At 42.4% G+C, this 17876-nt stretch carries 17 protein-coding genes; 9 read left to right on the top strand and 8 right to left on the bottom strand.

Translation table 11 applies throughout. The features are described from left to right. Positions 1-101 precede the first annotated feature (101 nt). A complete protein-coding gene (locus C9J45_RS13365; RefSeq protein ID WP_107207660.1) occupies positions 102-1682 on the bottom strand; it encodes a methyl-accepting chemotaxis protein in 1581 nt (526 codons plus the stop codon). 130 nt (positions 1683-1812) lie between these two features. On the opposite strand from C9J45_RS13365, the gene C9J45_RS13370 reads away from it, so the two are divergent. Then, positions 1813-2607 carry a potassium channel family protein gene (locus C9J45_RS13370; protein WP_107247479.1) on the top strand — a complete coding sequence of 265 codons (795 nt, stop codon included), beginning with the start codon at positions 1813-1815 and terminating at the stop codon, positions 2605-2607. Between the two features lie 66 nt (positions 2608-2673). On the opposite strand, the gene C9J45_RS13375 is transcribed toward C9J45_RS13370, so the two are convergent. Continuing rightward, entirely contained in the window at positions 2674-4188 is a 1515-nt protein-coding gene (locus C9J45_RS13375; protein ID WP_107207658.1) for an inorganic triphosphatase, read from the bottom strand. Between the two features lie 185 nt (positions 4189-4373). On the opposite strand from C9J45_RS13375, the gene C9J45_RS13380 reads away from it, so the two are divergent. The 3 genes from C9J45_RS13380 to C9J45_RS13390 all read left to right on the top strand — a co-directional run bounded on the left by C9J45_RS13380 (position 4374) and on the right by C9J45_RS13390 (position 7087). Further along, a complete protein-coding gene (locus C9J45_RS13380; protein ID WP_107207657.1) occupies positions 4374-5054 on the top strand; it encodes a TIGR00153 family protein in 681 nt (226 codons plus the stop codon). Positions 5055-5084: 30 nt separating this feature from the next. Next, positions 5085-6353, top strand: a complete 1269-nt coding sequence (locus C9J45_RS13385; RefSeq protein ID WP_107207656.1) for an inorganic phosphate transporter — start codon at positions 5085-5087, stop codon at positions 6351-6353. A gap of 116 nt (positions 6354-6469) precedes the next feature. Further along, positions 6470-7087 carry a TIGR04211 family SH3 domain-containing protein gene (locus tag C9J45_RS13390; RefSeq protein WP_107207655.1) on the top strand — a complete coding sequence of 206 codons (618 nt, stop codon included), beginning with the start codon at positions 6470-6472 and terminating at the stop codon, positions 7085-7087. A gap of 83 nt (positions 7088-7170) precedes the next feature. Here the strand turns inward: C9J45_RS13390 and C9J45_RS13395 are convergent, their stop codons facing one another. Both C9J45_RS13395 and C9J45_RS13400 read right to left on the bottom strand, forming a co-directional pair. Continuing rightward, positions 7171-8127, bottom strand: coding sequence for a general secretion pathway protein GspB (locus C9J45_RS13395; RefSeq protein ID WP_107207654.1), 957 nt, complete (start codon positions 8125-8127; stop codon positions 7171-7173). Then, on the bottom strand, positions 8127-9800 hold the full coding sequence (locus C9J45_RS13400; RefSeq protein ID WP_199189331.1) for an AAA family ATPase: 1674 nt from the start codon (positions 9798-9800) through the stop codon (positions 8127-8129). Before C9J45_RS13400 ends, C9J45_RS13395 begins: the two co-directional genes overlap by 1 nt. A gap of 236 nt (positions 9801-10036) precedes the next feature. On the opposite strand from C9J45_RS13400, the gene C9J45_RS13405 reads away from it, so the two are divergent. Further along, positions 10037-11272 carry a multifunctional CCA addition/repair protein gene (locus tag C9J45_RS13405; protein WP_107292651.1) on the top strand — a complete coding sequence of 412 codons (1236 nt, stop codon included), beginning with the start codon at positions 10037-10039 and terminating at the stop codon, positions 11270-11272. 76 nt (positions 11273-11348) lie between these two features. Here C9J45_RS13405 and C9J45_RS13410 read toward each other — a convergent pair whose 3' ends face one another. The 3 genes from C9J45_RS13410 to folB form a co-directional block, all read right to left on the bottom strand. Further along, entirely contained in the window at positions 11349-12152 is an 804-nt protein-coding gene (locus C9J45_RS13410; protein WP_107247480.1) for an undecaprenyl-diphosphate phosphatase, read from the bottom strand. Between the two features lie 62 nt (positions 12153-12214). After that, complete coding sequence (gene folK / locus C9J45_RS13415; RefSeq protein ID WP_107247481.1) at positions 12215-12688, bottom strand: 2-amino-4-hydroxy-6-hydroxymethyldihydropteridine diphosphokinase; 474 nt, start codon at positions 12686-12688, stop codon at positions 12215-12217. After that, positions 12685-13038 carry a dihydroneopterin aldolase gene (gene folB, locus C9J45_RS13420; protein WP_045130746.1) on the bottom strand — a complete coding sequence of 118 codons (354 nt, stop codon included), beginning with the start codon at positions 13036-13038 and terminating at the stop codon, positions 12685-12687. The genes folK and folB overlap by 4 nt, the downstream gene beginning before the upstream one ends. 247 nt (positions 13039-13285) lie before the next feature. Between folB and plsY the strand changes: the two genes are divergently transcribed. Further along, on the top strand, positions 13286-13897 hold the full coding sequence (gene plsY / locus C9J45_RS13425; protein WP_005369836.1) for a glycerol-3-phosphate 1-O-acyltransferase PlsY: 612 nt from the start codon (positions 13286-13288) through the stop codon (positions 13895-13897). A gap of 54 nt (positions 13898-13951) precedes the next feature. On the opposite strand, the gene tsaD is transcribed toward plsY, so the two are convergent. Further along, positions 13952-14971, bottom strand: coding sequence for a tRNA (adenosine(37)-N6)-threonylcarbamoyltransferase complex transferase subunit TsaD (gene tsaD, locus C9J45_RS13430; protein WP_107207651.1), 1020 nt, complete (start codon positions 14969-14971; stop codon positions 13952-13954). A gap of 249 nt (positions 14972-15220) precedes the next feature. Between tsaD and rpsU the strand changes: the two genes are divergently transcribed. The 3 genes from rpsU to dnaG all read left to right on the top strand — a co-directional run bounded on the left by rpsU (position 15221) and on the right by dnaG (position 17802). Beyond that, on the top strand, positions 15221-15436 hold the full coding sequence (rpsU, locus tag C9J45_RS13435; RefSeq protein ID WP_005301411.1) for a 30S ribosomal protein S21: 216 nt from the start codon (positions 15221-15223) through the stop codon (positions 15434-15436). A gap of 31 nt (positions 15437-15467) precedes the next feature. Next, positions 15468-15911: a GatB/YqeY domain-containing protein gene (locus tag C9J45_RS13440; protein WP_005369839.1), complete on the top strand. Its 444-nt coding sequence runs from the start codon at positions 15468-15470 to the stop codon at positions 15909-15911. A 133-nt stretch (positions 15912-16044) separates the two neighbouring features. Then, positions 16045-17802, top strand: a complete 1758-nt coding sequence (gene dnaG, locus C9J45_RS13445) for a DNA primase (RefSeq protein WP_107207650.1) — start codon at positions 16045-16047, stop codon at positions 17800-17802. Positions 17803-17876 lie beyond the last annotated feature (74 nt).

Consider the following 17876-nt stretch of genomic DNA (forward strand, 5'->3'; position numbering starts at 1 on the left):
CTGACAGAATTGTTTCTACATTAGCATAGAAAAACGCCCATCAAATGATGGGCGTTATAATTTTATACATTACAGGTTATCTCATTACATGAGGCGATGAGTTACACCTGAAATGCCTTAATTTTTGTTTCTAAATCATTAGCATGTTGGTGCATGGTATCTGACGTTTCAGCAAGCTCAGTCACCACTGTCACCGACGCTTCTACCAGCTCTCGTACATTGGTTAAATTCTGGTTCATCTCATCAGCAACCGTTGTTTGCTGCTCTGCTGCGGTGGCAATATGGAAATTCATATCATTAATTAGCTTTACTTGTGCAACAATTTTTTCTAATTCATCCCCAGCATTGGTCACCAAGTCAACCCCTTCAGCCGCCTCTTCAACACTTTGCTCCATCAAACCCACGGCTTGCTGGGCACTTTGTTGTAATTGACTGATCATCTCTTGAATTTCAACCGTTGCAGTTTGTGTCCGTTGCGCCAAATTACGTACTTCATCGGCAACAACAGCAAAACCGCGTCCAGCATCGCCTGCGCGTGCAGCTTCAATCGCAGCGTTCAATGCCAGTAGATTGGTTTGCTCTGAAATACTTTGGATTGTCACAATAACTGTGCTGATCTTCTCAACGCGCGCTTCGACCTGATTAACCGCATCAGCAGATTGACGAATATCGCCAGAAAGCTGATTAATTGTGCTCATTGTTTTGCCTACAAACTCTTGTCCTTGCGCTGCTTGCTCTGATGTTCCCACTGTGGCATCAGAAGCTTGCCTTGCATGTTCAGCGACGGTTTGTACCGTAGAGGTCATTTCTGACATCGCAGAAGCTAATTGATCAATCTCTGCAAACTCTTCTTGTGCCGACGCTTTCGTCTCTACCATACTAATTGACATAATATCGGACAGGCTCGAAAGCTCACTCGCCACTGTACGTTGAGCTTGCAATACTTCCTGTAACTGAAAACGTGCGGTTTCTAGTTCACGTGCTAAATCACCAAATTCATCACGGCAATCCATCTCAATCGGCTCAATTAAATTACGTTGTGCCAAATTTTTAATACTTAGTTTTAAGTAATTAATTTGACGTAGCATTATCCTTGAACCACCCAGTAGTAGCACCATAAAGGCAAGGATCATAACCCCTGTTTGCCATGCAATTTGCCATAAGTATTGATGGTAATAGTTATTAGCAACTTGGCTTGACTGAGAGCCCACGACCACTAAATCACGCTGGGGGAGTAATTCTGCATATTCATAACGCCCTTGATCTAACGTTAGTGGAGAAGAGATCGTTAATTGAGAGAGTAAAGCTGACAAGGGTTGATTTTCTGACGTTGTTGCACTGAGTTGATCCAGTTGCGTTACAGATGGATGCCCAACAACCTTGCCACTTTTACGATCAATGATATAAACATACGCGTCTTGAGCAGAAACTTGGTTAAAAAAGGATTTTGCTATATCGACACCTGATTTATCATTACCTTTCAATAAATTAGAATATGAAACCGCTTGTTCTTTGGCACGATCTTTTTGGATTTGTGAGACTGCAGAATAAAATGTTTGGGCATCCCATAACTGCTTTCCAAGTAGCAGTACCGTACTAAATACCATTAATAGGATCAATTTGGGCACAAGACGGATATTTGTTAGTCCTTTTTCCCATGATGAAAAGTGCATCGTTGCCATTTGGATCCTCCTTATTGCCCTTCAATTTTCAAGTCAAATAAATGAAGATGAAGCACAATAACTATCAATGAATTTTGCTATCGTCTTTCTTAATAGCAATATATCGACAATAACCACAAAGACCTTAGTGATGAAAGTAATTGATGACGTAAAGTATGAGCTACATCCCATGAGTTTGATGGCATTGGTTCTCTCTATCACCTCGCTTATCATTGTGACCAGCACACTTTTTCTCAATAAACACAGTCCAACGTTTCGTATTTTTATTGCCATAGACACTTTTATCTGCCTGATTTTCTGGTGCCAACTGCTGATAGATTTATTTAGAAGTGAAAGTAAAGCTGCCTACCTAAAGCACCACTGGCCTGATTTTATCGCCAGTATTCCCGCTATCGAACCGTTACGTTTTATGCGTATTTTACAAGTTCTGCGCGTTATTCGCTTATTACGTTCGAGTAAACACATTTACTTTCAGCTACAAAACAATCGCCGAGAAACCACTTTGGCTTCGATCTTCTTATTATTGACGGTCCTTATCACTATTGGCGCAAGTTCTATCTTATTTGTAGAAGGCAATGTCCCTGAAGCGAACATTCATACTGCAGGGGATGCACTATGGTGGGTATTTGTCACTATCTCAACCGTGGGTTATGGCGATTATTATCCGGTTACAACATTAGGTCGAATCATTGCTGTCGGGATCATCATCTGTGGTGTGGGTTTATTTGGTATGGTGGCTGGTTTGATAAGCTCAATCATTTCAGATCCACAACATGAAAAAGACTTACTCGAAAAAGCACATCGAAAAGAATGGCGAGAAATGCTAGCCAATCAACAAGTCTTACTGGCTAAATTAGATCGCTTGGAAACAAAACTTGATCAACTATCACAAGAGAAAAGCACCAATACACCAAGCCAGCATTAAGAAAACAAAAATATATCGCTATAAAAAAGCCTTGCTTGAGCAAGGCTTTTATTTTCTCTATAGCACTTAAGGCCAATATGGCGCGAGTTCAATACTCATCTTACGTGTTTGATCCATTGCATGGATCAATGATTCATTTTGACGCTGCAACCATTTCTCAATTTGTACAAAGTCATCACCTTCAAATAACGGCAATAACTGACGTATTGGCTCTAAGGCATAAAGGTCGTCAATGCCTTGCAATAAATCAAACCATGGCATACGGAAAGATTGACGTAATTCAGGATCGTAAAGCGCAGCAAAAGATAAACCACACATTAAATTCCGTTGCAAACGTGGTTTCTGATCAATGTAATCAGAACGGGTTAATTGGCGCTCAGCAGGAAAAGCATCCATTAGCTCACGCCATGAACGAGATAAGATATTATCGGCAAAAGGTTTAATCGCACCAGCAAGTTTTGCGCGTGATTTATCATCTAAAAACGGCTGCCAACCACGGCTTAATATCCAACGACTTAAATCAAGCAATAAACCGCAATAACGTGCAGAGTTCATCAAACGCAGCATATCTTCGCTATCGGGTAGCTGTTCATAGCGCGTATCTAACTGCTGTTGTAGTGATTTTCGGACATTTAACTTACGCAACACATAAGATTTATCGTCCGTTAGCGCTTGAATACTATTGGCATCCTCTAACCACGCTAACTCACCTTCTAACCATTGTAATTCTTGGCGTAACAAAGCACTGGCACGACGCGGGATAATACCGCCGAACGTTGCAAAGGTTTGGCGCAATAAGCTTAATGATTGGGAGATTTGAACTAACGCTTGCTGATCTTGCGATTCAGTATAAATTTGTTCGTGGTATAACCAATGCTCTAATGCGTGCTCTAACGTTTTAATAAACGTCGATTCAACCGTATCTTGCTCAGTCGTTGCCACCAGCGTTAAAGGCTTTGGTGTATCACCTTGATAATCTGCTGCTAAGCGGTAGCCACGAGCCGCTTTACTCAAATTACCTAATCGCATACCACCATCCGCACAAAGTGCACGGGCAAGCGTAAATAAAGCATCGGTTTGACCCGATTTAAGCTCTAACTCAACTTCACAAATTGGCGATGATTTACCATTAGTATGGACATCACCATGATCATAGGCCAATTCAATCTGGCTTCCATCCGGCATGGCGACTAACCATTGCTGACGGGTGAAATCGGTTGAGAATAAAGGTTTAATTTGCTGTTGAGCGAGATCAACATCAAAACCTTCTGGCCACGCATCCGCTGGATGTAAAGCCAAAATGGGCGCATCACCATCAATTTCTACATTATATTCAGGACGCTGGTGTAAACCCGCAACGACCCGACCTGCAGTTTTTAATGTTTGTACATAAACATCGTCAAAACGACGTATCCGAAGGCCAATATCATGCTGACGCAATAATTGGTCTGGCGTATCAAAGTAAATATTGCCTAATTCTCGACTGCTCTGCTGCAGAATTTTCGCTTCAGTTATTTTGTTCAATAATTGACTAGAAAATTCTGGTGAGACGATAAACTTCAGTTCTATCTCGGTTTCCATAGTTATACCTATAAACAGTGGCAATCCAAGGATATTTGCTTCTGCGCTTAAGGGCAAGTCAGAAATATCGATAAAACCTTGATCAAAATTAGTTCCACTATACTCATATATACGTTAACATGCGCGCTTCAATGACCATCGCTCAAGATTTAGCCTTTTTCGGGCGCTCTCTAGGTTGATCGGCTATGCCAGTAAATACAATTATGGGGCTCTTTGCAAAATCCCCAATCAAACCACTGCAACGTCACGTTATTCGCGTAACTGAATGTTGTAACTTGCTTATCCCATTCTTTGAAGCATGTAATGCTGGAGACTGGGAAAAGGCGGCTGCTTTACGCGAACAGATCTCGCAACTTGAAAAAGATGCGGATGTGCTTAAGCGTGAGATCCGTCTGAAGCTTCCTCGTGGTCTTTTCATGCCAGTAGATCGTACTGATATGTTAGGACTGTTAACCCAGCAGGATAAACTCGCTAACCTCTCTAAAGATATCGCAGGTCGTGTCTTAGGTCGTAAGCTACAAATTCCTGCGATCATGTACCCAGACTTTGTCGCTTACGTTCAACGATGTTTAGACGCTGCTGATCAAGCACGCCGTGTAATTAACGAATTGGATGAGCTTCTTGAGACTGGTTTCAAAGGCAGAGAAGTGACGCTTGTTGCCGAAATGATTAATCAGCTAGATGTTATCGAAGATGATACTGATTCTATGCAGATTGTTCTACGTCAACAATTAATGTCCATCGAAGACCAACACAGCCCGGTGGATGTCATGTTCCTGTATAAGATTCTCGAGTGGGTAGGCGCAATTGCTGATCAAGCACAGCGTGTAGGCTCGCGTTTAGAGATTATGCTTTCGCGTTCTTAATAACGAGAATTAACAAAACAAGGTTTTACAATGGAAATCCTGGCTAACTACGGCACTCTAATTATTGGAGTGGCAGCTATTTTTGGTCTTTTAATGGCGATTGGTATTGGTGCAAATGATGTTGCCAATGCCATGGGTACTTCAGTAGGCTCAAAGGCGCTAACTGTAAAGCAAGCAATCATCATTGCGATGATTTTTGAGTTCGCAGGTGCTTATCTTGCTGGTGGTGAAGTAACAGATACAATCCGTAAAGGTGTTATCGATACCTCACTCTATGCAGCCCAACCTGAAGTACTGGTATACGGCATGATGTCAGCGTTACTTGCTGCTGGTACATGGCTACTGCTCGCTTCTTATATGGGCTGGCCAGTATCAACAACTCACTCAATTATCGGTGCAATTATCGGTTTTGCGTGTGTGTCTGTTGGTACTAATGCAGTGGATTGGCATTCAATCCAAGGTATTGTTGGTAGCTGGTTAATTACCCCTCTTATTGCAGGTATTTTTGCTTACCTAATATTTATCAGCGCCCAAAAATTAATTTTTGACACTGATACTCCACTGAAAAATGCAAAGCGCTTTGTTCCTGTCTACATGTTTATTACTGCGATGGTCATTGCACTAGTAACAATTAAGAAAGGTCTAAAGCACGTTGGTTTGCATTTAACAACCAGTGAAGCTTGGGTTGCATCACTTGTTGTATCACTACTTGTGATGGTAGCAGGTTACTTATACATTCAGCGTAAATACACCGACGACGGCTCTTCTGTTGATAGTAATGGCTATGCCGGTGTTGAAAGTGTATTTAGCGTACTAATGGTAGTAACCGCTTGTGCAATGGCATTTGCTCACGGCTCTAATGACGTAGCTAATGCGATTGGTCCTTTGTCTGCTGTAGTTTCTACGGTTGAGCATGCTGGCCAAATTGCAAATAAAAGTGAAATTGCATGGTGGATCCTTCCACTAGGTGGTATCGGTATTGTTATCGGCCTCGCAACTCTAGGTCATAAAGTAATGGCTACCGTAGGCACAGGTATCACAGAACTAACCCCAAGCCGTGGTTTTGCTGCGCAGCTTGCAACAGCATCGACTGTTGTACTGGCATCAGGTACAGGTTTACCTATCTCAACGACACAAACACTTGTTGGTGCCGTTTTAGGTGTGGGTTTTGCTCGTGGTATTGCAGCATTGAATCTTGGTGTTGTTCGTAACATCGTTGCATCATGGGTAGTTACTCTGCCAGCGGGTGCACTACTTGCTGTCATTTTCTTCTACATTATGCAAGCCATATTTAGTTAAATAGTGGCACAGGTTCAAAAGAGGGAGGCTTAGCCTCCCTCTTTTCTTGCACCTTCCTGCCAAAATTCTTACTATCAACGACCTTAACAAAATCAAGACTCCCCAAGGATCAGATTGTGAAGCACCTCATTAGTCTTTGTTTACTTATTTGTGCGGCAATTGCGCCTATTGCAAATGCGGCACAAGTTCGTTATATCTCCGACAACCTATTTACCTATATGCATTCAGGCCCCGGCACACAATACCGTATAATTGGTAGCGTTGATGCAGGTACTAAAGTTACCCTACTAAGCTCTAATAAAGCGGCAGGCTTTACCCAAATAACCGATGACCGTGGTCGTAGTGGTTGGGTCGATTCAAAATTTGTTTCAACCGAAATTGGCCTAAAAGAGCGTGTTCCTGCGCTACAAACTGAATTAACAGAAGTTAAGGCTAAACTTGCTGAAGCACTTACTTCAAGCGATAGTCAAAACGCTGGGCTTAAAAACACACTAGCTCAACGTAATACACAGATTAATGATTTAGAAACACGCAATAATAAACTGCAAAGCGAGTTGTCTTCATCTCAAGATCAAATCCGTGAACTTCGCGCAAAAATTGATACTCAAAAAGACGACCTATTAATGAAGTGGTTCACTTATGGTGGTCTTGTTGCAGGTGCAGGCTTATTATTTGGTCTTGTGCTACCTCACCTTATCCCACGCCGTCGTAAACGTAATAACGGTTGGGCATAATGACCAAAGAGGCAGAGGTCTCGACATCTGGATCAAAAAAGGCAGCTTAGCTGCCTTTTTTATTATCTCTTGTTAGCGTGCATTTACCACTCTGATAATGCTGGCATACTGATTTCGTAACCATCAAATTTTAATACCACATCACGTGACTCGATACGGGCTAATTTGACGCCTGGCGCAATACTGTCCCCTTCATGAAATTCCTTACCATTGACCTTAACCCAACGTTTAGCAGGGGCTGACGAATAGATATGCTGCTCAAAGTTCATTTTAGGTAATTGGTTTTGAATCGATGCTGGTAGCAAACCAATAGGGATCACTTTACTTTGTGATTGTTTAGGCGCTTTAACTGAAGGTTGAGCATCAACTTTATCCCCACTGCGATCCAGTTCATTGTCTTGATAACTTTCGCCATCTGTTGCCACAATCGCGGATTTAAGCTGAGCGGCTAACTTAGGTGATAATCCAGAAAGATCTAAATTATCTAGTTGATAGGGATCTTGATCTTCAGATTGTTTTGCAACAGGTTTAGATACCGCAGCATAACTGTCTGCAGAAGCATTCGCCAAATAAGATTGAGTCGGCGTTGCGACTTCATAATCTTGATAAGCAGGCGCAGCTGAATACAGGCTATCACCAACAGGAAGAGGCTCTGTCACCAATTGAGGATAATCCAGAAAAACAACGTCTTTGGTTGGTGATAATACCGTCGCCTGACGGCTCTCTGCTGGCGCTTGCAATACTCGCTGATCATATGTTGATGTCGAGGGTTGCGATTGAGGTACTTGCTTTAACGGTGCACTCAGCGCTGTTGTTTGAACCTGCTCATATTTGGCTTGCTGATAAAACTTATATCCAACAATTGAAGCGGCAGGAAGTAATGCAATAACAAGTGGCCATGCCCATGATGTTGGCATTTTCTGAGCTTTAACACTTCGCATTGGATGCACAACTTTAACGGTTCCTTGACCCGCTTCTCGTTCAGACTGATCCGTATTTTTATTATCTGATTGTTTTAAACTATCTAGCAATTGAGACATTAGCTGTGCTCCGGCTGTAACGTTGGTCCAGGTAGGTTCATCGCAGAATCCAGCACCATAAGTGTCATTGGCCCTGCTATCCCATCAGCCGCTAAATCTTGTGAACGTTGGAAACGACGCAATTTATCTAATATTGATTGATCAAAATAGCCTTTTCTTGGCGACTCTTCACCAAGAAAATCATTCAATTGTTGGTCAAGCCACGCAACGCGTGGACCATTCTGTCCAAAACGAATACTGGTTTTATCACCTAATGGTGGACGCCACAATAAACTAAATTGTCCATCCCAACGTGACTCAAACCATTTTGGTGTCACCGAAATTCGCTCTTTCCCTAAGAGTAATTCAATACGATCATCGGTGATCGCGTATAACACCGCGTAAAAAGGCTTCTGCGCGCCATCTTTTAAAGTTACGATCACGGGACGGTTAATTAAGCCTAATTTTGCTAATGTCGCTTTACCACTAAAACACGCCAAGCTGATCCGCGAACTGGTAGCACATGTTGCTTGATTTAATGCGGTATCAAAGCCCCATAAACGATATAACGTTTGCATCGAAGTTCGCTCTTTACGACTCGCATCAATCAGTTTCGCTAACCTTTCTTGGGTATTTTCTGGGTGATTTAAGGCTGTTGTTATTTTCTGATTATTTAACTCACTCGATGTCTCAACGGCAGACAAATTTACCGCAGCGTATGACGAATGGTTCGGTGCTATCGGTGATGCAACTGGCGCGACAGGTAATGGCCAATAATGCCATACCCCCATCACTAATGTTGAACATAATGCCATAGCAACTCCCCATGGGAGCCATGATGCCGCAGTTTTAGCCCCTTTTAAGCGCGCTTTTGACTGAACAGGGACTTGCCAACTTAAAATATCTTCACACGCTTGAACCGCCATTGTTTTAGTCACTTGATGCGTGCCGGCTTGACAAGCCAATTGCATCGACTTATCACACACAAGATTAATTAAGCGCGGAATACCTTGAGTTGCTTTCGCAATATATTTGATGCTACTTGCGTCAAATACAGGGTATAAACAATCGACAGCAGTTAAACGGTAGTGAATATACTCACTCACTTCGGTTTCGGTTAAGGGCAACAGGTGATAACGAGAAGTTATACGTTGAGCAAGCTGACGTAAACGCTCTTGTTGCAATAATTGCTGTAATTCAGGCTGACCAATTAACACGACCTTAAGCAATTTTCTGCTGTCCGTTTCTAAATTGGTCAATAAGCGTAATTGTTCTAATACATCAGGCATAAGGTGCTGTGCTTCATCCACCAGCAGCAATGTTTGTCGACCTTCAGCATGATTCGCAATTAAGTGGCGATAAATGATATCTGTTAACTGTTTAAAGCTCGCGTCAGATTGATAATGTAAGCCTAACTCATCACAAATCGCAGCTAATAAATCATGAGCAGATAACGCTGGATTTAAAATAACAGCAACTTGTGTTTGGTGTGACAACCGGGAAATCATCGCACGTAGTACGGTGGTTTTACCGGTACCCACCTCTCCCGTTAATAAACCAAAACCACCACCATCGGTTAATCCTGACAACATATGTGTCAATGCTTCTCGATGTCGTTCACTGAGATATAAAAAACGTGCGCTAGGGACGATAGAAAAAGGCGCTTCAGTGATCCCGAAAAAGTCTTGATACATAGAAATACTCTAGTGCTTAAAATAAGTGATAACCGTTTAACGAGGTTAAATGCTCTTTTGTTCTAAAATACCCGTCAACATTGCGGTATTTATTATCATGGGTATTGATTGGGTTATTGTATACTGCCAAGCAGTAGCGCATAGACCAAGTTCACACTGAATACAGTATTATGGTCAGTTTTTAACTAAAATCGGTAGAGATTCATCTCATTAGTTTCAGATATAAGGAGCTTTCATTGCAAACCTATCTTGTTGGTGGTGCCGTTCGTGACACCTTATTAAACCTTACGGTAACAGATAAAGACTGGGTGGTGGTTGGCACAACACCTGAAGCAATGCTAGCTGCAGGATTTGAACAAATAGGCAGTGACTTTCCTGTTTTTCTTCACCCAAAAACGAAACAGGAACATGCTCTAGCTCGAACTGAGCGAAAATCCGGGCATGGTTATACTGGCTTTACTTGTTATTCTGCACCTGATGTAACGCTTGAACAAGATTTACAGCGCCGTGATCTTACCATCAATGCGATGGCCCAATCACCAACGGGTGAGTTAATTGATCCTTACCATGGACAACAAGATCTTCACGATAAAATTTTACGTCACGTCTCCCCTGCATTTAGTGAAGATCCTTTGCGTGTCTTACGTGTCGCGCGTTTTGCCGCACGTTTTGCCCATTTAGGTTTTACTGTCGCGCCTGAAACTATCGCGTTAATGCAAGAGATGGTGATCAGTGGTGAATTAGAAAGCCTCACACCTGAGCGGGTATGGAAAGAGTGGGAAAAATCACTCTCTAGTGATGACCCACAAGTATTTCTTACGGTACTGCGCCAATGTGGTGCGTTATCAGTTGTCATGCCTGAAATTGATGCACTGTTTGGAGTACCACAACCTGAAAAGTGGCATCCTGAAATTGATTGCGGTATCCATACTTTATTAGTGGCTAAAAAAGCCGCTGAGTTAACGACCGATAAAACCATTCGTTTTGCCGCACAGGTACATGATTTGGGGAAAGCCTTATCCCCAAAGGAGGATCTACCTCATCACAAGACGCACTGTCGAGATGGTATTAAACCTATCAAAGCACTGTGCCAACGTTTACGTATACCGAATGACTGTCGCGATCTGGCATTATTGGTCTGTGAACAGCACACCAAAATCCATTATGCCGAAGAAATGCGTGCTGATACCTTTATTAAAATCTTTGACCAAATTGACGCATGGCGAAAACCCGACCGTGTTGCTCAACTAGCAACGTGCTGCCGTGCTGATGCTCGTGGACGCACCCACTTTGAGCAAACACCGTACCAACAAGCTGATATTTTCCAAACTGTATTTGCTATAGCACAACAAGTGGATGTAAAAGCAATTGTTGCAGCAGGGTTTAAAGGCGCAGAGATCAGAGAGCAATTAGCGGCAAAACGTATAGAGGCAGTTGCTCTACATTTAACAGCGACACGCCAAAGTAGCTAAGTATTAGCTTTAAAACAAAAGACACAAAAAAGCCGACTTAATGTCGGCTTTTTTGATCGTAAATAGCGCGTTAAAATTACTTGGACATCAAGAATAAGAACAAACCAATACCCAAAATTAAGCGGTAGATAACAAACGGTGTCATTCCCAAACGCGTTACTAATTTCAAGAACACATGAATACACGCATAAGCACTGATAAACGAAACAGCAATACCAATACTTAGATTACCGAAATCAATTGGATCTGTGCCCGTCACCAATTTTAAACCAAGGTAACTACCAGCAAGCAGAATAATCGGGATCGACATTAAAAATGAAAAACGCGCTGCAGCCTCACGCGTAAAGCCAAGATACAGTGCAGCTGTCATCGTCGCGCCAGAGCGAGAAGTTCCAGGGATAATAGCCGCCGCCTGCGCTAGACCAATAAACAACGCACTCTTCCAATTCGCTTGATACTCGTTATCGGTTTGCTTGGCGCGTTTATCAACCCACCATAGCAACAAACCAAAGATAATCGTGGTGCACGCAATCACCCATGCTGAACGCAAGTACATTTCGATAAAGTCTTTCATCACCAAACCGAAGATACAGGCGGGGATTGTCGCTATCACAATCATCCATGCTAATTTCGATTCAGCGCTATGTTCACGTTTAAAAATGGAGTTAATCCAAGCGGTTAATAACGAAACCACCTCTTTTCGAAAATACAGAATAACCGCCATCAACGTACCAACATGTACAGCGACATCAAACGCTAAGCCTTGATCAGGCCAACCTAAGATCTCAGACGGTAAGATTAAATGGGCGGAGCTAGAGACGGGTAAAAACTCTGTCAGTCCTTGAATAAGGGCTAACATAAATGCTTCTAAATGACTCATTAATTGTCCTTAATTAAACACAGCATAAAAAGTAAGTAGTGACTAACTTTTTACTAAATGACTCATTCAACAGGCCATAATATTTGCTGTTGAGAAAAATTTTGCCAAAGTTGCGCCAATGTTTGAGTCTCTTGTGGTATCACTAAGTCCGGATTTAACTCACTGAGAGGCCACAAAACAAAAGCAAAACGGTAAATATCAGAACGTGGTAACGACGGTAAAGCATCACTTACAGCATCGCCATACAACAACAAATCAAGGTCGATAGTACGACTTTGATTTTTAACCGCATGTGCCGGACGCCCTAATTGGCATTCAATTTCTTTAAGTTGAGATTGTAATGCAGATAACGATAACGATGTCTGTATTTCAATCACTGCATTAAAAAAATTATCACCATCAAACCCCACAGGCTCAGCTTCAAAAATGCGAGACATTCGCCAGTTACTTGCCAGTGTCTTTACCGCATCTAAGCCAGCTTTTAAATGATATTCACGTTCAATATTACTACCAATACTGATATACGCGGTGATCACTTACTACCTCGCTCTATTTGCACTCCAACGCCACGCGCATTCACCACAGCACCAGGTTTAGTCACTCGCACTTTGATCCAAGGCACATTAAAATCTGTCATGATTAAATTTGCCACATCTTCAGCTACACGCTCAACTAACAGAAATCGTCCCTGTTCAATCAAATTCGTAACAGCGGTACTTACCGTAGAATAATCCAATGCATAAGTAACATCATCACTGTTAGCAGCAGGTCGATTATCATGCGCCATTTCCAAATCAAGCACTAATTTTTGCTTAATTTCCTGCTCCCAGTCATATACCCCAATAGTGGCAATAACTTCTAATTTTTCGATAAATACCGTATCCATGCTCAATCGCTAATTTTGTTAGAGGTCGGATACCCAATGTCAGCAAAAGCGCGTATTATCAGGTAATATTCGTTAACATGAGTGTTGTTAGTAATGATGCAACATTATCACTGTTAACTTGGCTGGAACTATACCACAGCCATGAACGAGTCAAAATTACTGTTCCGTAATATTGACGCAGATAAGATCCAGTTAACATTTCAATTCCTGTTGAACTGGCACTTACCTTAGCTATTCGGAAAAATGCATGACACCACTAGCGCTACTGATGATCATTGCCGCCTACTTACTTGGGTCTATTTCTAGCGCCGTATTAATTTCGCGGTTGTATCGACTTCCCGATCCTCGAAAAAGTGGTTCCGGTAATCCAGGTGCTACTAATGTGCTTCGTTTAGGTGGAAAGAGTGCAGCAGCACTAGTCTTGGTATCTGATATTTTGAAAGGTATGTTGCCAGTATGGCTAAGCTACTTTTTAGGTATTAATCCATTTTTACTCGGTATCATTGGAATTGCTGCCTGTTTAGGCCACATTTATCCACTATTTTTTCATTTCCAGGGCGGAAAAGGAGTTGCAACAGCCCTTGGAGCATTAGCGCCTATTGGATGGGATTTAAGCGGCATGCTCATTACAACATGGGTACTCACACTGGTTGTAACCGGCTACTCTTCACTCGCATCACTTATCACAGCCCTTGCTGCACCAATGCTCACTTGGTTGGTAAAACCTGAATACACCATGCCTGTTTCCATGCTGTCTTGCTTAATTATTTTGCGGCACCACGAAAATATTCGTCGCCTACTTGATGGACAAGAAACCAAGATTTGGGATAAGTTTTCCAAGAAAAACAAAGACGCTTAAACAAAAAAAGCGAAGCTCTTTGCTTCGCTTTTCTATTGCTATACCCATTTTTTATTAGTCAGCAATCGGTTTAAGTTGATCAATCGGCCAGCGTGGAAAGGCTTTAACACCTAAATCCATCGTTTCTTTGTTTTTCAGACGTTGCATGCCTGCATAAGCGATCATTGCACCATTATCTGTACAAAATTCTGTACGAGGATAGAACACTTCCCCTTTTAGGTTCTTCATCATGCTTTCAAGCTCTTGACGTAAGTACTTATTTGCACTGACGCCGCCAGCAATCACTAAGCGCTTTAAACCTGTTTGTTTTAGTGCACGTTTACATTTAATGGCTAAGGTATCGACTACCGCCTCTTGGAATGCAAACGCGATATCAGCTCGGGTTTGTTCATCATCGTCGTTAGCACGAATGGTATTCGCCGCAAATGTTTTTAAACCAGAAAAGCTAAAATCAAGACCGGGACGATCTGTCATTGGACGAGGGAATTTAAAACGCCCTTTAGTACCTTTTTCTGCCATTTTAGACAGTAATGGGCCACCTGGGTAATCAAGCCCCATCATCTTCGCTGTTTTATCAAAAGCCTCACCAGCCGCGTCATCAATCGACTCGCCTAGGATTTGGTATTCACCAATGCCTTTAACTTCAACCATCATGGTATGACCACCAGACACCAGCAAGGCAACGAATGGGAATTCAGGTGCATTATCTTCTAACATTGGCGCGAGAAGATGCCCTTCCATATGGTGCACCGCAACAGCAGGTAAATCCCACGCATACGCTAGGCTGCGTCCAATGGTTGCACCCACTAATAATGCACCAACAAGACCCGGGCCTGCGGTATAAGCAACACCATCAAGATCGTCATGAGTCAGTCCGGCAGAAGCAAGCGCAGCCTTAATCAATGGAATCGTTTTCTTAACGTGATCACGCGATGCCAACTCAGGCACAACACCACCGTAATCCGCATGTAGCTTTACTTGACTGTAAAGTTCATGTGCCAAGAGACCTTTTTCATCATCGAAAATCGCAATACCTGTTTCATCACAGGAAGTCTCGATGCCCAGTATACGCATAACAACCTCTATACTATTAGGGGGTTTAAATGAAAAATCGGTATAGTTTCAATAACAACCGATAACTCAAATAGGGTTAGGGAGTACTAATTAAGGGGCATGTTACCGTTGTTGACATAAATTAACCAGTTCATAGACGTAGAATGCTTTACAAATGCCCCCAGATCAGATTAGAATTTCGCACCATTTTTAATCAGCTGACACTTTGAACGTCAGCTTTAAATAGAATCACTCTGAGGTGAGTATTACATGCCAGTAATCAAAGTACGTGAAAACGAACCGTTTGACGTAGCACTACGTCGTTTTAAGCGCTCTTGCGAAAAAGCAGGTATCCTTTCTGAAGTTCGTCGTCGTGAGCACTTCGAAAAGCCAACAACTGTACGTAAGCGCGCTAAAGCAGCGGCAGTTAAGCGTCACCTGAAGAAATTGGCTCGCGAAAACGCGCGTCGCGTTCGTCTGTACTAATCTTTAGATTTTAATACAGAAGGATCGCGTAATGACTCTAATTGAACGTCTTAAAGACGAACAAAAAGCGGCGATGAAGGCGAAGGATAAACCTCGTCTTGGCGCTATCCGTTTAGTTCTTGCAGCAATTAAACAACGTGAAGTTGACGAAAAGATCACTCTTAACGACGACGACGTGTTGGTTGTATTAACAAAAATGGTTAAGCAACGTCGTGACTCTGTAGCTCAATATGAAGCTGCAGGCCGTCAAGACTTAGCTGATGTCGAGCATGCTGAAATCAGTGTTCTAGCCGAGTTTATGCCTCAACCACTAACTGAAGAGGAAATCTCTGCGTTAATGGATGAAGCTATTGCTGCGACTGGCGCTGCCACTATGCAAGACATGGGCAAAGTGATGGGCGTACTGAAACCGCAAATTCAGGGTCGTGCCGATATGGGGATTGTTAGCAAGTTAGTGAAAACTAAACTAGGTTAATCACTCTCCTATTCAGCGACAAGCCGTGCTATCCTTTTGGGATGCACGGCTTGTTCGTATCTGATTGAGCGAGAACTCCACACACTCCAAAAACAATCTTCTTTCATTTCACTATCAGGTTATTTGCTTTCTTATGGCAGGAAAAATACCACGTTCATTCATTGATGATCTTATTTCTCGACATGACATTGTCGATGTCATTGATGCGCGGGTAAAACTCAAAAAACAAGGCAAAAACTTTGGTGCTTGTTGTCCTTTCCATAATGAAAAAACACCCTCTTTTTCTGTCAGCCAAGAAAAGCAGTTTTACCACTGTTTCGGTTGTGGTGTGCACGGTAATGTCCTTGATTTTGTCATGGAATTTGATCGCCTTGATTTTGTTGATGCGATTGAAGAATTAGCTTCACAGCTAGGTTTGGAAGTGCCACGTGAAAACGATGGCAATAACACCCAACGTGGTCCAAAAGCCGCTGACAAACGTAATTATTATGAATTGATGGGCCAAGTTTCACAGTTTTACCAATCTCAACTTCGTACCAAAGAAGGTGAAATTGCTATCGATTACCTCAAAGGTCGTGGCTTATCCGGTGAAATCGTAAAGAAATTCTCGATTGGGTTTATTCCTGATCAATGGGACATGGTACGTAGTCGTTTTGGCAGAGATAATGAATCGCAAAAAGCACTTGTCAACACAGGTATGCTGATCGAAAACGATAATGGTCGTCGTTATGATCGCTTCCGTGGCCGAGTGATGTTTCCGATCCATGATCGACGTGGACGAGTCATTGGTTTTGGCGGTCGTGTGTTAGGCGATGGCACCCCAAAATACCTCAATTCACCAGAAACCGATATTTTCCATAAAGGTCGTGAGTTATACGGCTTATATGAAGTGTTACAAACTCACCGTGAACCAAATAAAATCATGGTGGTTGAAGGCTATATGGATGTCGTCGCGTTAGCGCAATTTGGTGTTGATTACGCCGTAGCGTCACTCGGTACATCAACCACAGGCGATCATATTCAAAGTCTGTTTCGTCAAACTAGCACGGTTGTGTGTTGTTATGATGGCGACAGAGCAGGACGAGACGCTGCATGGCGAGCAATGGAGCAAGCGCTGCCGTATTTAACAGATGGTCGCCAACTTAAATTTATGTTCTTGCCTGACGGCGAAGATCCTGATTCATGTATTCGTGCTGAAGGCAAAGACGCCTTTGAACAACGTGTTGATGAAGCGATGCCATTATCAGAGTTTCTCTTCAACAGTTTAATGCGACAAGTCGATACCACCAGCCGCGAAGGGAAAGCGAAACTTAGCACCCTCGCCGTTCCCCTGATCGATAAGGTCCCTGGTGGCACGCTCAGGCTATACTTACGTGAACTGCTTGGCAAAAATTTAGGGCTGCCTGACGAAGCCCAGCTTCAGCAACTAATATCAATGCATGGCAAAACATCAAAACCTGTGGGCCAAGTACAAATCAAGCGAACACCAATGCGAGAAGTGATCGCATTATTGATTCAGCACCCTCATTTTGTCACTCACCTTGAGTTTGACATGGGTGCATTTGAAAATATTGAATTATCAGGCTTAAATTTATTGCTATCGATAGTTGATAAATGCCGAAGTAATCCCAATATTAGCACTGGACAGCTTTTAGAACACTGGCGCGGTACCAAGAATGAAGCCACAATGGCTCGTCTTGCTGCGTGGGTATTACCGTTGTCGAAAGATGAAGACAACAGCTTAGATGTATTTTTAGACGCAATGGACAAAATTATTGATCAGTGCGTCAAACAACAAATTGAACAGTTGCAGACTAAATCGAGAACTGTCGGCTTATCAGTCGAAGAAAAGCAGGAATTACAGTTACTATTACTGAATCGTCCTGTTTAATAAGTAGTCAACAATTAAGAAATTTGTTATAATTAACGGTTTGCAACTCTGCATACTAAATTATCACTCAGACC

The organism is Photobacterium sp. GB-1, assembly GCF_003026165.1.
GTDB lineage: Bacteria > Pseudomonadota > Gammaproteobacteria > Enterobacterales > Vibrionaceae > Photobacterium.